Genomic DNA, 16,668 nt, shown 5'->3' with positions numbered 1-16,668 from the left:
GTTATATCTTCAAACTTAAAAAGTCTTAAGGCCTTTAAATATTGTTCAAAGCATCTACAAGTTGGGTTTTCTTGTTTCTACTTAGTGGAATCTCATAAGCGCCAACTTCTACGTTTTTGCTGTTAAATCTATCGACCTTATCAAGGTTGACGATATAGGATTTATGGATTCTTAAAAATTTACCTTCTGGTAATTCTTGTTCGAAAGCTTTCATTGTAGATAAAACGACTAAGCTGTTTTCTTCAGTAACTAATTTTACATAATCACCAAGTGCTTCAATCCATTTAATATCTTTGATGTAAACTTTTCGTTTTTTCAAATTACTTTTGACGAAAATATGTTCGCCATCCGTTTCATTGAAATCCAGCTTAAGTTTATGCTGCTCTAGTGCTTTTTCTACAGACGTATTAAAACGTTCCCTAGTGATAGGCTTTTGTAGGTAGTCGGTTGCATCATAATTAAAAGCTTTAAACGCGTATTCAGTTTTACCTGTAACGAAAATAATTTGGGGTTTGTTGTTGAGTACGTCGAGCAGTTCGAAACCGTTAAGTACAGGCATCTCAATATCTAAGAAGATTAAATCTACTTTATGAGTATTGAGCCCGTTCTTGGTCTCTAATGCGCTACTGTATTCTGCAATAAGGTTAAGAGAGGAATGATTCTCAATTAACTTTACAATCGATAATCGTTGAATCGCAGAATCATCAACTACTACACAGTTTAAAGTCATAACATTATTATATTTTAGGTTAAGATATCGACAATAGTACAAAAAATTCGGTTAAAAACCAAAAAACATCGGTAAAGTGTTAATTTTAACAAAATTTTAAGAAAATTAAAGTATTCAAATTTTTATAGACAAAAACGTTGCCAGAAATAGAAATAATAGTTATTTTTGCACTCATTTTTAACACAATAAATATAGATTTTTATGAATCATTATGAAACTGTTTTCATCTTAAATCCCGTTTTATCTGATGACCAGATAAAGGAAACAGTAAAGAAATATGAAGATTTTCTTGTTTCTAGAGGAGCGAAGATGGTAGCCAAAGAAGATTGGGGCTTAAAAAAATTAGCCTATCCAATCCAAAACAAAAAAAGTGGTTTTTATCACTTATTTGAGTACACTGTAGATGGAGAAGTAGTAAATCCATTAGAAGTAGAGTTTAGACGTGATGAGCGTTTTATGCGTTACTTAACAGTAAAATTAGACAAGCATGCGATTGCTTGGGCAGAAAAGAGAAGAAACAGAGATAAACAAAAAGCGTAATTATGTCTTCAATTGAACAACAAGCAAAAGGAAAAAAAGATGGTGAGATTAGATATCTTACACCATTAAATATTGATACTAGCAAAACGAAGAAATATTGTCGTTTTAAAAAATCTGGAATCAAGTATGTTGATTACAAAGATCCAGATTGGTTACTTGGTTTTGTAAACGAACAAGGTAAAATTTTACCAAGACGTTTAACAGGAACATCATTAAAATACCAAAGAAAAGTATCTGTAGCTGTAAAGCGTGCACGTCACTTAGCGTTAATGCCTTACGTAGCAGATTTATTAAAATAAAATACCAATAACTATGGAACTTATATTAAAACAAGACGTTGAGAACTTAGGATTTAAAGACGATATTGTAACAGTAAAGAACGGTTATGGTAGAAACTTTTTAATTCCTCAAGGACAAGCTATTATGGCGACGTCATCTGCTAAAAAAGTTTTAGAAGAAACTTTAAAGCAAAGAGCTTATAAAGAGAAAACAATCATTGCTGAAGCCGAAAAAACAGCCGAAGCGATCAAATCTCTGGATATTAAATTAACATCAAAAGCAGGTACAGGCGCTACTGCAGGTGATAAATTATTTGGTTCTATTACCAATATGGATTTAGCTAATGCACTTAAAAATGAAGGTCACGATGTCGATAAGAAATTTATCTCTATCACTGGTGGTAACATTAAACGTTTAGGTCAGTACGAAGCTGTTATTAGATTACACAGAGCTGTAACAGTTGATTTAACTTTTGAAGTTATTGCAGAAGCATAATTTCAAAGTACATGATATCTTAAAGCCTCAGCATTTTGCTGAGGCTTTTTCAATACTAAATTTTGGTTACACGATTTTAAGTTATTATACTACATAATTATTAAAGGCATTACATTTTAAATGAAATACTCAAGACTCACCAAAGAACAATTTGAAGAATTACATCAAGAATTTATCAATTTCTTAGCAACACAATCTATTACTGCAGATGAATGGGCCGATTTAAAAGCTAATAAACCCGAAGTTGCAGAGCAAGAACTGGATGTGTTTAGTGATCTCATTTGGGAAGGCGTGCTTTCTAAAGTTGTTTATTTAGAGCATATTTCGCCACAACAATTGCACCTCTTTCATTGCACTAAAACACATATGCGATTAATAGCCTTAAAGATTAAAAATCCTACTATAGATGTTACGACAAAAGAAGGCTACGACTGGTTTAGAGCTAATTTAATGTCGGATGATATCGAATTCTACACAGCTAAAAAAGACTATTCTGAAGATAAAGGTTCAGATAAGTTCAAGCTAATTCAAGAAGGTGCCGTTATTACTAAAGGCGAATTATATCAGTATTTTGAAAACCTGGTAAGCAAGTAAGTGATTGTCTTATTTTACCGGAATGTATAAATCAACAAGGCATTTTTTTTCTGGATGCGTGTTGAAATCGTTATGATAAATTTCAAAAGGTGGTTCGTCACGTTTTTGATAGCCATTCGCATTCATCCATTTGAATAAATTTGTCCAGACCATAGGAAACTCATGAGGCTCAATCTCAAAATGACCTTTAATAGACGATCCTGAACTTAGTGTTATAGAAGTTACTTCGCCATCAGTAGTTGTTGGTTGGTTCACCACTAAACAGGCACTCATGCGTACTTTGTCTGGCGCAGTAATTTTAAAACTGTCATAAAAAACAGTCGCTATTTTAAATTTTGAATCTCTTAGTAAGCCTTGAGATCCAGCCCATTCTATTAAACGGTGAATTGTAGGCGATAAGTGTTGTTTTCCTATACATGTGATACCAACAGTATGAATGGTGTCTATGTGTTTTACTTCAATTTGTGAACTCATTAGGGTTGTAGTGTTTTGATTTGAAGTCCAAACATAAGGCTCAAAATCTGTGATGGTTTGTCCGTTCTTGCTTTTCGTTTGACGAATCTTGCTGTATTTTCCTTTGCTTTGTCTTCGGAATTCACTCGGACTCATGCCATAAAATTTTCTGAAGGCTCTTGTAAATGACGAATGACTTGTAAAACCAAATTGCGTGGAGAGCTCTGAGATGCTCACATTCTTTTGGCGCAATAAGATTGCCGAAGCTTTTTCGACCCGCTTTCTAGCAACATAATTATTTAAAGTTTCCTTTGTGAATTGCTTAAATACGCGATGAAAATGATAAGGAGAATAATGAGCAATGCTCGAAATATGCGCTAAGGATAAGTCGCTCTCCAAATGTGATTCAATATAATGAAGTGCCTTATTAATACGTTTGATATGGTCTTCAGAAAGGGTCATTACGCAATTTTATTCATAACGTAATGATTCAACAGGATCCAGTTTTGCAGCTTTATTTGCAGGATAAGACCCAGAAATCACCGCAACAATAAAGGTAATCACAGAGGCCCAAATCATCGCACTCCACGGAATTACAAAATTAAAACCAACAGCTGCTGCGAAAATATAACCAATAAGAATACCGAGGATAATTCCTAGTAATCCGCCCAATTGTCCAATAATAATCGTTTCAATAAAAAACTGAAATGCTATTGTACTCCGTTTTGCTCCTAAGGCTTTTCTAACACCTATTTCACGTGTGCGCTCGGTCACCGAAACCAGCATCATATTAAGCAATGCAATGGTCGATCCAAAAATTGTAATGATACTAATCACCCAAGCTACAGAAGACAATACACCTGTAATTGAGCCAATTCTATTAATTAAATCATCACTGCGTTCGATACCAAAATCATTGTCTTCAACAGGATTAAGACCTCTAATATTTCTGAATAATAAAATGGCTTCATCTTGAGCGCCTTCGAGCATGTCTTTTTTATCCGTTTTAACACTCAAACTATAATTAATGTTGGGATTGGTAAAAATGGTTCTCGCTTTTTGAAGTGGCATTAAAACTCTTAAATCTTGATTGTTTCCAAAAGTGGAGCCTTTTTCTTTGAGCACACCAATCACTTTAAACTTAGCGCCTCTAATGCTTATGGTTTGATTTATCGGGTTCACATCGCTCAACAAAGCCTTACGAAGGTCACTACCAATCACACAAACACTATTACTATTTTCAACATCAAAATAATTTAAACCGCGACCTAGTTCGACTTCCAATCCGGAATTAGAAATGAAGTTTTCGTTAATTCCGTAGACTTGGACTTCAGGATCGGTTTTTTCATTTTCGTATTTAACCTCTGCACTTCGGGTGCCTAAGAAGGATACCGACGTATTTGTAAACGGAAAATCGTATTCTTCTTCAAAGGTTTTAACTTGTCTGTAATTGATAACCGGATTTATTTTTTGCTCATTATCAGAGCGACGTTGCGACGTAAAATCATAACGTTGAATATTAAAAGTATTGGCTCCCATGGACGAAAAGTCACTGGAAATGGTGTTTTCTAAAGCAGAAACGGCACTTAAAATTCCCACTAAGGCAGTAATACCAATAGCTATTATTAAAACGGTAAGTATGGTTCGTAGTAATTGACTCTTAATAGAATCAAAGGCAATACGAATATTTTCTTTAACTAATGAAAACATATAGAATTTCTAAAGTGGGTTGCGTTTTATAATAAGACTACAAAACACCTATAAAGTTACTATAAAATTAAAATAAGTTCTGTTTCCCCATAAAAAATATAATATTTTTGTGGTTGATTAAATGAATTCAGCGCATTTTGTTTCCGACGGAAACATTAAATGCACAAAAAAATGAGATTCCTGCTTTCACAGGAAATTTACTATGGCACAAAAACCAAGCATCCCAAAAGGCACCAGAGATTTTAATCCGCAAGAGGTGGCAAAACGCAACTATATATTTAACACCATTCGTCGCGAGTTTGAAGTTTTCGGATTTCAGCCCATTGAAACGCCAAGTTTTGAAAACTCAGAGACTTTGATGGGGAAATATGGTGACGAAGGCGATCGCTTGATTTTTAAGATATTGAATTCTGGAGATTATTTTGACAAGTTTAAAAATGTGGTTAAAGAATTGTCTGATGAAACATTTTCAGGTGATTTAAATCCTTTTTATGCTATTGAAACTAATTTTGTTACTAAGCATATTTCAGAAAAAGCACTCCGTTACGATCTTACTGTTCCGTTTGCACGCTATGTTGTACAACACCAAAACGAGATTGATTTTCCGTTTAAGCGCTATCAAATTCAGCCTGTTTGGAGAGCTGATCGTCCGCAAAAAGGACGTTTCAGAGAATTCTACCAATGTGATGCCGATGTTGTTGGTTCTGATTCATTGTGGCAGGAAGTAGAATTTGTTCAGCTATATGATTCGGTATTTACAGCCTTAGGTTTAAACGGTGTTACGATAAAAATTAACAACCGTAAAATACTATCAGGCATTGCTGAAGTGATTGGCGCTCATGATAAACTTATCGATTTTACGGTGGCTTTGGATAAGCTGGATAAAATAGGAGAGGAGAAGGTAAAAGACGAAATGCGAAGTAAGGGGATTTCTGAAGAAGGTATTTCAAAGCTTCAGCCCTTGTTTACTTTAAAAGGTGATTTTGGTGCTCAGATAAATGAATTAAAAGCCATACTAAGTACTTCCGAAGAAGGAAAAAAAGGAATTGAAGAATTAGAATTTATCAATCAAGGCATTCAAACATTAGGTTTAAAAACCGCAAAACTGCAATTGGATGTGACCTTGGCGCGAGGCTTAAATTATTACACAGGCGCCATTTTTGAAGTGGCAGCTCCCGAAGGTGTAAAAATGGGATCCATAGGTGGAGGTGGTCGTTATGATGATTTGACAGGAATCTTCGGATTAAAAAATGTAAGTGGCGTTGGTATTAGTTTTGGATTAGACCGGATCGCTTTGGTCTTGGAAGATTTGGGATTATTTCCAGAAACAATTACAAATACGGTTAAAGTTTTATTCATCAATTTTGGACAAGCTGAAGCTATGGCGAGTATGAAAGCGATAAAGGTGCTTCGTGAGCAAGGGATTAGTGCGGAGTTGTTTCCAGATCAGAAAAATACAAAGAAGCAATTTAATTATGCTAACAAACGTCAGATTCCGTATTTGGTATTGCTGGGAGACTCTGAACTCCAATCCAATACTTACACGCTTAAAAATATGGCTTCTGGAGAACAGCAAGAACTATCATTAGAACAGCTTATTGTAGCATTACAATAAAATTTCGGGATAAAAAAAAGCCTCAATCCAAAAAGGAAAGAGGCTATCTTTAAGTTAAGATCACGGTAGATTTGGGTCTATTTTATTTCACCAAAACTTTCTTAGATAACAAACCGCTTAAAGTATTTATCTTAATGATGTAAGTTCCAGTGCTTAGGTTCTTAACTTGATATTCAGAATAGTCCAGTTCTGAAATATTTTCAATAGTTGTAATATTTTGTCCGATGATATTGAATAATTCAATTGACTTCACATCAGCAAAATTAGGGTTCAGTAAAACGATACTTTCCGATTCGTTATCATAGAAAACATCTAAGGTTTTTAATTCGGTATCCTCAACACTTAATGAAGCATTACTATCGCTAAATGTCAATTCAAATCGATTTAAGTATTGACCTGCAGAAAGGTAGAATTGGAAATCTCCTTCTCTGAGGTTATGGTAGGTGTCATTCTCTAAATCATGGATAAAAATATCAATAGTATCAGGCACGTTTTCTAAAGCATCAATAGTTATGGTGTTTAAACCACTGTCTTGAACTTTAATACCTAGCGGATACACACTTTCAGGTTCTGCTTCATTAGTTCCTTGAATGGTATATTTCTCATCATTAATCATCCAGAATAAATCATCCATTTGATCGTCATAAGTCTTGGCATCATAAGCCCAATCGTAACCGGTTGTTGTATTCTCATCGATGGTTAATAATAACTGTCGGTGAATGGTATTAATTGAGTTGAAACCGATTCTAAATTTCATTCGTCCATCACCAACTTCCGTATTGGTATCAGCGCTGGAAGTGTTTTGTGCTTGTCTAACAAATACTGAAGCATCAGCACCTGTAGCTTTCTCTTTTTGGTAAGCACGTTGTCCGTTATTGAAATTAATCGTTCCTGTAGTTTCTCCCACAACAAAGAATCCTTGACTAACCGGAATAAAGCGTCCAGGTATTTTTGTAGGTGTTCCTCCAGTTCCAACATCAGGATCGTTGGTTCCTAGCGAAGGTGCAGCAACTCCTCCAGAGAAGTTATAAGTTGCGTAACCACCTTGGTAATCTGATAAGTTATGAGATCCTCCGCCCCAATGCTCCCAGAAGTACAGCGTACCACTAATTAAAGGGTTGGCTCCAGCACCATCAATCGTTGGGCCGTTATCTGTGATGAATATATTGGCATCGATTGCAGAAGGGTATGGGTTTCCAACTAAATAATCGTTTCCAGCATTTAAGGTGAGGTTAATATCTCCATTACTAGGTTTTCCTAAGAATACATAATTTTGAAGATCTACAATTGCACCAGAACCAGGACCTTTCATCGTGAAACCTTCACCAGGTAAAATGGTTCCGTTTTGTCTCACATGTTGCCATGCAGAATAGTCGTCATCAGGTTGATTAGCGAATTTCCAAATCCAGTAATCGGCAATACTAATAATGGCACCATCAGATCCATTATAACCAGATGTTAACCAGTTAATAGGATTGACACCGTCAAACATAATATCTGAAACGGTATAAGAATTGTTATTTGTTGTTGAATTCATGATTCCAACAGGTGAAGACCAGTAGTTATATGTATAAAGATCTGCAGTACCTTGCTGGTCTTTTTCAAGAGAACCTGAAGATGTTGGATCTAAATCACTGCCTGTGTTTTGTACTAACTGTGATTGGCCTTCAAGGTCGATTTTACCATCAAGTTTTAAGTAATGCGATACGGTTAAACCGTTTCCAGCTGCAGCATCGGCATTATCTCCATCTATGGTTAATTCTGCGCCACTTCCTAAGTATAAGCCTAAAACTTGTCGGTCTCTACCTAAAACGACTTCAGTATCGATAGTGACATCGTGGTCAATTCTAACAATATTCCAGTCGATAGGTGTCGTGCCATCTACAATAGATAATGCATTTGGTAAGGTTTGCACTGTATAGTTTTCCCATGTAGCATCAGTTGTCCAATCGCCATTTGCTCGTGACTCATACGGTAAAGGTGCTGTTTGTCGGTCGACAGTATCTAAGTTTCTCAATGCACCTTGATTGTTGTTGCCCGAAGCATCTTCGGTATTGGTATACGTATAAGTTGTCATTGGATAGTAACCAGCTAATTGATTCCAAGGAATGGCACCAACATCATTTTTAGTAATGGTTGTTGGTAATTCTTTACCAGCAACAAAGGTTGCATTTTCTTCTATTTCCTGATTCATTACAAATCTCAATTGCTCAGGAGTAAGCTCTACATCCCAAACACGTACTTCATCAATATTCCCTCTAAAGTGTTGTGTTGGAGTGTTTTTACCTGCAGCAGCGATGTAAAAAGATTCATCAGTGTCAATAGGAGCTGATCTATTAATAGCATTGTCAAGAACACCATCAATGTAAATAAAAACTCTTGAACCGTTATAAATTACAGCCACGTGATGCCATTCATTATCTGGAATAGCAGTCGAAGAAGCTAAACTCCTATCGGCTGGATTTTTCCAGTAAATTTGTATTCTATTATCATTTAAAATTCTTAAATCATAACCCGTTGTAAAAGCAGCGTCTCTTTTTGAAACAATTGATTTTGTACCAGTATCAGCAGCATCTCTTTTAATCCATGCAGAAATAGTAAATCCAGCAGGATTTAAGTCTAAAGCATCTTCCATATCTACATAATCAACAACACCATCAAAATACACAGAACGTTCTACAACAACTTGAGGCGCATAACCAAAAGTGATATATTTAGTACCATCAAAGTCGTAATCTGTTTCTAAGTTACCATTACCATCAGATCTCATTACTCTATAATCTGCTGTAGGATCAAATACACCAGTACTAGAAATAAACATATAGTAATTTCCTGGAGGCGATATATTTCTAATAGCATTTTGAGGTAATCTTACTTTTACTGAAGGAATATCACCTCCAGTTTCTACGACTTTCCATACTCGTTGCATGGCTGTAAAAGATACATCTGTTGTAAGCGCAGGAGAGATGCCAGCACTCATATTTACGGTAATCGTTGAAGATGCTAAGTTTAAATCGGCACCATTATTACCCCAAACTAAGAACTCTCTATCATTAAAGTTAGTTGCATTATTAGATTGGTTTAATTTGTTTGTATCATAGATATCGGTTAACCCTAAAGTTAAGAAACCACTAGTTGGGCCTATACCATCAGATATAAGGTTCTGACTTTTAGATTGTTTTTGATTAAGTATTGAAGCATCATCCCTTCCAATACCAGCGATATCATAATTGTATGAAGCATTTGCACTTGTATCCCAAATCACTGCGCCTTGAGAATCAATATAATCAACGTCATTTTGTCTAAAGTTACTATGTGCATATCCCGTTGAAGAACTTTGTAAGGTCACACCATACTTTAATGCCAAATAACTTTGTATTTTTTGTTGGTTTAACGCAGAATTTGGAGACGTATATGAAATGACTTCAGCAATCATTCCATTCATTTGAGATGTTGTTCTACCTGCAATTCCACTTCGACCTGTTCCAACAAGGAACGATAAGTTGTTAAATTCGGTAAAATTAAGAGTACCTCCATCACCAGAAACACCTGTTGTATTATCAACGCGTTTTCCATTTTTATAGATTTCTGACAAAGTACCAGCTGTATTAGTTTTGACATTTACAATAGTAGGATGGTTTTGATAACTATCAGAAGTCGTTGTAAACGCTCTACCGTAAGAATCGTCATCAGGAGGACCTGATAAAGGGTAAGAATCTACTGTATGCGATAAGATTTCATCGTCGTACCTAGCAGAAACACTACCTATTCCTAATCCAGTAGGATCCTCGTGGAAGCTAATCGCAGAGAAACGTCCCCCTATGGCAAATTGTCTTCCAGGAGAAAAAGCTCCTGCGTTTGTGTCTACTTCATCATCACTAAAGAATACGACATAGTAATCTTGAGAATAGAATCCTCCTTTACCATTCATGTACTCTATATTATTGTTATCAAAATCTGCGACAGGATTATAGTTAATATTTCTTGTAGCATTGTCTCTATAAGTTGGAGCCAATGAAGAATCAGCATTAGCATCTTCTTTGTCTAAAGTAGTGGCATAAGCCTGATCTTCCCAAGCCGTTAACGGGTCTCCATCTGAAGCAACCACACCTTCATTCATTTTTAGCCATAATCTTAAATTGCTTGTTATATCGGCAGGAGCTACAGAAGCATCAGCTAGAGGCGTCGTAGGATCGGCTTCGACTCTAAAATTGTCGAATGCCACACCGTCGTCTGTACCACTTCCGTCTGTTCTAAATTGTATTCTAAAACGAACATCACTTTGGTTTGCAAAAGTAGCATCATCCAAGTCAATTCTTACATTGTTAAATTGATTATGCGGATTAAAACTAGGGGTGGCAGTATGTGTGTTTCCATTCCAAGCATCACCACTTAATGCAGAGGTATAGCCTTCATACCAATTGGTACCGTCACCAGTTGAACCTATTCTGGTCCATAGTCCGCCAGATATTGAATACTGAATGATCATTCCGTCTGCTCCACTCTCCGTTTTACATTTTACATCCAGATTTAAATTTAGATTATACAATCCGCTAAAATCCATAGTCGGACTAATAATCACACAATTGGTATTGTTATTATAATTATCAAAATTTGAATTTCTCCAGAAGCCACCTTCAGCTAATTCATTGGTAGGAAAACTATTGGTCCATATCCATGAATCATTCGTGCTTGTACCTAAAGTCCAACCACCTCCAGAAGAGTCAAAGTCTTCATAATAGGCTGTATAAGATGGTGGTCCAGGATCACCAAAGCCTTGAATGTTAAAGTTATAAGGGTTTTCATCACTGTCACCATTTACAATGCTTACAGCAGCAGTTCTTAAGCCAGGAGCACTAGGGTCGAATGAAATATCAAACGTTGAACTCCCTGACGCAGGAATAGTACCTGCAGGTGTTGAGGTTACTGTAAAATCTGCAGCGTTCGCTCCTGAAATTGTAATACTACCAACTGTTAATGTAGCACCACCAGAATTTTGAATGGTAAATGTATTTACATTAGTTCCACTAACTAGGATAACACTCCCGAAATCGGTGTCATCAGATGGGTCAGGTGTTGTATCACCATCTAATATTGTGGTGAAATTACCTTGAATATTAATTTCTGGAAAGGCCGTAAATCCATTTCCTTGTATGTTAAAATTATAGGGGTTTTCGTCTGAATCATCATTAGCGATTGTTACCGTGGCGGTTCTTAATCCAACTGCACTCGGATCAAATGTTATGTTAAATGTTGTACTTGAACCTCCAGCAATTGTACTTGAAGGGGTAGAAGTAACGGTAAAATCTGAAGCATGTAATCCAGAAATCGATACATAAGGAGAGGGTCCTGTAAGGTTAATAGCACCTGTTCCCACATTTTGTATGGTAAATGTATGTGTTTGTGTAGAAAGTAATGTTGCTACAGTACCAAAATCGGTGTCATCTGCTACATCAGGAGTGACGTCTCCATCGGCTATCGTAATTCCATTACCGCGAACATTAATTTCAGGACCAGTAATTACAGGTGTTAAGCTTATGTCATCAATAGCCATATCACTTCTATAATCGGAGCCTGTAGTTCCATTAAAGCGTATTTTTATAGTTTGACCTATATAACTTGCTAAATCAATATTTACAGGTTCCCAAGCCTGACCACCAGATGTTTGAACTTCTCCAGATTGACTCCATAAAGGAGCAGAATATGTAATACCATTGTCGGTACTCACTTCTACATCTAAAGTCCCCATATCGCCACCACGCATGTGATAATAAAATGAGAACGTTGCTCCAGTCTCAGCTGTTAAATCAAAGCATGGGCTTACTAAATTAAAAACATCATTAAAGTTTGGATTACTTCCTTCAGTAAACATATACCAAGAACCTTCATGAGCTGCATTAGGACCAGTACTACCTGAAGGTGTTCCACCAGTTTCTCTTGTCCAGTCATTATCATCAGTAGCATCTTGAGTCCAGTCACCTAAACCAGATTCAAATCCTTCATTATAGGGAAAAGAGCTAATTGCAGTAGTACAAGTTGAACTTATATTACCTTCAATATGAATATCATCATAAACACTCCATTCATTGGTGCTACTAGACTGACCAATAAATCTAAATCTTGAATTTGCTGAAAAGGTATACGTACCACTTGTGAGAGTGTTACTATAGTTATCACTATTTGATGGACCTCCGAACGTATAATCTGTCCCACGTCTTACTTGTCTGATTGTTATCCAGCTGCTTCCGTCATAATATTGTAAATCAAACCCATCTCCATTTTCATGGTTAGTCGCATTGACATTACAAAATGATATGGTTACATCTGTATATGCTGTTAAATTAATAGTAGGTGAAGTTACAACAGCACCAGTACTAAAGTCATAATCATAATAGGTATACAATGCACCATAATTGGCACAGCTATTGGCATTATAATTTCTACCAGAGTAAGAGCTAGTAGTCCAGCCTTCGAATCCAGAGTCAAAATTGTAATCTGCGATGGTAACTTGAGAAAATGATAAATACGATGTAAAAAGTAGGCAACATATAGTGACATACTTTCTAAGTGAAAGTGTAGTAGTTTTCATAAGCGGTTAAATTTTAATTTGGGACTAATAAAATTATGATACAAATATAGGTGTAGACTCTGTGAAATGCAAATAAATTCGATGAAATGCAATGTTAAATTTTAATTACTTGTTTTTCAGGTGTTTACAGATAGTTGTTTTTAAAGGGGTCACGAGGAATGTCTTAGGTGTTGATTTTGAATGTTTTAAATATAAAAAAGGCTGAACTTTTAAGTTCAGCCTTGATAATTAATAAAATAATTTATTTTTCTAGAATTTGATCAATTTCTTGGTCACTACTATTCCGTTTTCATTATTTGAGATTTTGATAAAGTATGGAGCCTCTTCTAATCTGTCTAAATCATTTAAAATAATATGACCATCAATACTTGATTTTAGTTTCTTATATACAACTCGACCATTTAGGTCATAGATGTTTATATTAAAGTCTGTACCATTAAAACTAATTGGTAAGTTAATATCAATTGTTGTGTTAAACGGGTTTGGTTTAATGGTAACATCACTACTATTAAATTCATTAGTATCTAAAGTCGTTTCATCCATACCATCACAGTTTTCATCAATTCCATTGTCTGGAATGTCTGTCGCTGCAGAATTAATTTGGTCATTTGTATCATCACAATCAGTATTATCAGTGACATAACCAGTAGGAAGCGAACAATCAATTATAGAAACATCAGGATCCCCATAGCCATCATTATCAGTATCTGCATAATATATAATACCTGAACCGTTATCAGTTACATCCCAAACACATGTTGTCGTATTAAATGTAGCTGTTTCATAACATTCTGTAGTTGGTTCCGTAGGTTGTGATCCTAGATTTTCCCATTCACAGCTTGTCGTGTTGAACTGGTAATCATCCCAACAGTTTGTAGCCGTTGGTTCCGTAGGTTGTGACCCTTGGTTTTCCCATTCACAGTTTGTCGTGTTGAACTGGTAATCATCCCAACAGTTTGTTGCCGTCGGTTCCGTAGGTTGTGATCCTTGGTTTTCCCATTCGCAGCTTGTCGTGTTGAATTGGTAATCATCCCAACAGTTTGTAGCCGTTGGCTCCGTAGGTTGTGATCCTAGATTTTCCCATTCACAGCTTGTGGTATTGAACTGGTAATCATCCCAACAGTTTGTAGCCGTTGGCTCCGTAGGTTGAGATCCTTGGTTCTCCCATTCACAGCTTGTCGTGTTGAACTGGTAATCATCCCAACAGTTTGTAGCCGTTGGCTCCGTAGGTTGTGATCCTAGGTTTTCCCATTCACAGCTTGTCGTGTTGAATTGGTAATCATCCCAACAGTTTGTAGCCGTTGGTTCCGTAGGTTGAGATCCTAGATTTTCCCATTCACAGCTTGTCGTGTTGAACTGGTAATCATCCCAACAGTTTGTAGCCGTTGGCTCCGTAGGTTGAGATCCTTGGTTCTCCCATTCACAGCTTGTGGTATTGAATTGGTAATCATCCCAACAGTTTGTTGCGGTTGGTTCCGTAGGTTGTGATCCTAGATTTTCCCATTCGCAGCTTGTCGTGTTGAACTGGTAATCATCCCAACAGTTTGTAGCCGTTGGCTCCGTAGGTTGAGATCCTAGATTCTCCCATTCACAATTTGTCGTGTTGAACTGGTAATCATCCCAACAGTTTGTAGCCGTTGGTTCCGTAGGTTGAGATCCTTGGTTCTCCCATTCACAGTTTGTCGTGTTGAACTGGTAATCATCCCAACAGTTTGTTGCGGTTGGTTCTGTAGGTTGTGATCCTTGGTTTTCCCATTCACAGCTAGTCGTGTTGAACTGGTAATCATCCCAACAGTTTGTTGCGGTTGGTTCTGTAGGTTGTGATCCTTGGTTCTCCCATTCGCAGCTTGTGGTGTTGAATTGGTAATCATCCCAACAGTTTGTTGCGGTTGGTTCCGTAGGTTGTGATCCTAGATTTTCCCATTCGCAGCTTGTCGTGTTGAATCGGTAATCATCCCAACAGTTCGTTGCGATTGGTTCTGGGTCTTGTGTTCCGTTAATTTCCCACTGGCATGTACTGTAGTTGTAATTAGTCGTTTCCCAACAGTTTGATGTTGTTGGCTCGTCTTGTAATGTTACTGTAACTACAGCAATACATGTGTCGGTATTTCCGCTAGTGTCAGTCACCGTTAATGTGACATTGTTAGCACCTTCATCTGCACATGTAAAAGTTGTTTGTGAGGCAGCAATAGAAGCAATTCCGCAGTTATCAGAAGAGCCATTATTTATTTGCGAAGCAGTTATGGAAGCATTTCCGCTGGCATCCAATTGAATTGATAGATTTTGACAAACCGCAACAGGATCTTCAGTATCCACGACCACATTTACATTAAATGATGCTGTATTTGTATTTCCATTACCATCATTAACTGTATAGCTTATCGTTGTAATTCCGTTAGGGAAAACATCGCCGCTATTAAGGCCGGTTCCATCAGTTCTCGTAGGAGATAATCCAGTTCCGCAATTATCGGTAACAGTTGGATCTGTCCATGTTGGTTGATTATTTCCGCAGGTTAAAGTTATATTATTAGGTACGTTTGCGAATTCAGGATCTATTTGATCTACGACTGTAACTGTAGCTGTACAGGTATCCGTTTGGCTATCTTCATCGGTTACTGTAAGTTCGACATTAACCGGAGTACCGACATTAGTACAATCAAAAGTATCGATATCAATACTATAATTTGTAATAGCAACATCATCTGTAGAACCACCATCAACATCAGTAGCTACTATTGTTGCATTTCCTGAGCTATCAAGTTGAACCGTGATGTTTTGACAAACGGCTACAGGCGGATTAGAACCCGTAGCAGGATCGGCCTCAATATTAATATTATCAAGTGCCATGTCACTGCTCCAAGACGATCCGGTAACACCTCTAAATCTGATGAGTATGATTTTTCCATCATAGGCTGATAAATCGATATCTGTTGCCGATTTCCATGCGTCCTCACTATCATCGTTTATAATGGTTTCGACATTAAAAGTTAAACCATCATCATCACTAACTTCCAGTGCGATATAGCCTGTTTCAATTGGGTTTTCGGTAGCACTTCCTAAATTGGTTCCGAACATATGATAATCAAAGCTGATTTTTGCATTTTCCCAGTTTGTAAAATCTATACAATCACTCGTTATGACGGCAGATTTTTGTGGGCTACCCGCTGGAGCTGAATTAGTAGATGCTTCAGTATATATATACCAAGTAGAACCTGACCCTGTTGATGGACCTGTTCCTGAAGATACCGTGCCTCCACTATCTCTTGTCCAGTCAATATCATCATCGGTGTTATTAACACCTTGTTTCCATTCGTCTGTAAAGGATGTGTTATTTTCAAAACCTTGTGTATAAGGAAATGTTGATATAGTACCATCTAAACATGAATCCAGTGTTGTAAATACTTCCGAAGCGGAATAAGCTGACGTAGTAACCGAACATTTGCTTCTGACTTGAACTTCGTATTCTGTAAGATTATCTAATCCACTAATTGTATAAGTATTCATGGTAAGGTCTAAAACTTCAGTCCATGGTGTTATTCCTGTTTCTCTATATCTTAAATCATAGGTTGCTGAAGGCACAGCATCCCAAGCGACATCGGCCGTTGATGGCGTAATTGCGCTTGCTGCTACATTCGTAGGTACACTTGTTACACATGGAATTTT

The 16,668-nt window shown here is 36.8% G+C and carries 10 protein-coding genes; 5 read left to right on the top strand and 5 right to left on the bottom strand.

Annotated features, from left to right (window positions below; genetic code table 11):
* Positions 1 to 34: 34 nt before the first annotated feature.
* A complete protein-coding gene (locus tag N4270_RS12285; RefSeq protein WP_260097516.1) occupies positions 35 to 730 on the bottom strand; it encodes a LytTR family DNA-binding domain-containing protein in 696 nt (231 codons plus the stop codon).
* 201 nt (positions 731 to 931) lie between these two features.
* Between N4270_RS12285 and rpsF the strand changes: the two genes are divergently transcribed.
* From rpsF to N4270_RS12265, 4 genes are all read left to right on the top strand, one after another.
* The gene (gene rpsF / locus N4270_RS12280; protein ID WP_260097515.1) at positions 932 to 1,270 is read left to right on the top strand and encodes a 30S ribosomal protein S6; all 339 of its coding nucleotides are present in this window, start codon (positions 932 to 934) and stop codon (positions 1,268 to 1,270) included.
* Entirely contained in the window at positions 1,270 to 1,569 is a 300-nt protein-coding gene (gene rpsR / locus N4270_RS12275) for a 30S ribosomal protein S18 (RefSeq protein WP_260097911.1), read from the top strand. Before rpsF ends, rpsR begins: the two co-directional genes overlap by 1 nt.
* Before the next feature lie 13 nt (positions 1,570 to 1,582).
* Positions 1,583 to 2,044: a 50S ribosomal protein L9 gene (gene rplI / locus N4270_RS12270; RefSeq protein WP_260097514.1), complete on the top strand. Its 462-nt coding sequence runs from the start codon at positions 1,583 to 1,585 to the stop codon at positions 2,042 to 2,044.
* 120 nt (positions 2,045 to 2,164) lie between these two features.
* The gene (locus tag N4270_RS12265) at positions 2,165 to 2,638 is read left to right on the top strand and encodes a DUF6495 family protein (RefSeq protein WP_260097513.1); all 474 of its coding nucleotides are present in this window, start codon (positions 2,165 to 2,167) and stop codon (positions 2,636 to 2,638) included.
* A 9-nt stretch (positions 2,639 to 2,647) separates the two neighbouring features.
* On the opposite strand, the gene N4270_RS12260 is transcribed toward N4270_RS12265, so the two are convergent.
* Together N4270_RS12260 and N4270_RS12255 are read right to left on the bottom strand one after the other, a co-directional pair.
* Positions 2,648 to 3,553: a GyrI-like domain-containing protein gene (locus N4270_RS12260; protein WP_260097512.1), complete on the bottom strand. Its 906-nt coding sequence runs from the start codon at positions 3,551 to 3,553 to the stop codon at positions 2,648 to 2,650.
* A gap of 9 nt (positions 3,554 to 3,562) precedes the next feature.
* The gene (locus N4270_RS12255; protein WP_260097511.1) at positions 3,563 to 4,801 is read right to left on the bottom strand and encodes an ABC transporter permease; all 1,239 of its coding nucleotides are present in this window, start codon (positions 4,799 to 4,801) and stop codon (positions 3,563 to 3,565) included.
* Between the two features lie 202 nt (positions 4,802 to 5,003).
* Between N4270_RS12255 and hisS the strand changes: the two genes are divergently transcribed.
* Positions 5,004 to 6,416, top strand: a complete 1,413-nt coding sequence (hisS, locus tag N4270_RS12250; protein ID WP_260097510.1) for a histidine--tRNA ligase — start codon at positions 5,004 to 5,006, stop codon at positions 6,414 to 6,416.
* A gap of 82 nt (positions 6,417 to 6,498) precedes the next feature.
* Here hisS and N4270_RS12245 read toward each other — a convergent pair whose 3' ends face one another.
* Positions 6,499 to 13,005: a choice-of-anchor D domain-containing protein gene (locus N4270_RS12245; protein ID WP_260097509.1), complete on the bottom strand. Its 6,507-nt coding sequence runs from the start codon at positions 13,003 to 13,005 to the stop codon at positions 6,499 to 6,501.
* Between the two features lie 249 nt (positions 13,006 to 13,254).
* On the bottom strand, positions 13,255 to 16,668 hold a 3,414-nt coding region (locus N4270_RS12240; protein WP_260097508.1), incomplete at its 5' end, for an HYR domain-containing protein.

This window comes from Psychroserpens sp. SPM9 (genome assembly GCF_025153525.1).
GTDB lineage: Bacteria > Bacteroidota > Bacteroidia > Flavobacteriales > Flavobacteriaceae > Psychroserpens.
Note: the sequence above shows the minus strand (reverse complement) of the source record. Positions and strands in the feature narration are given on the sequence as shown.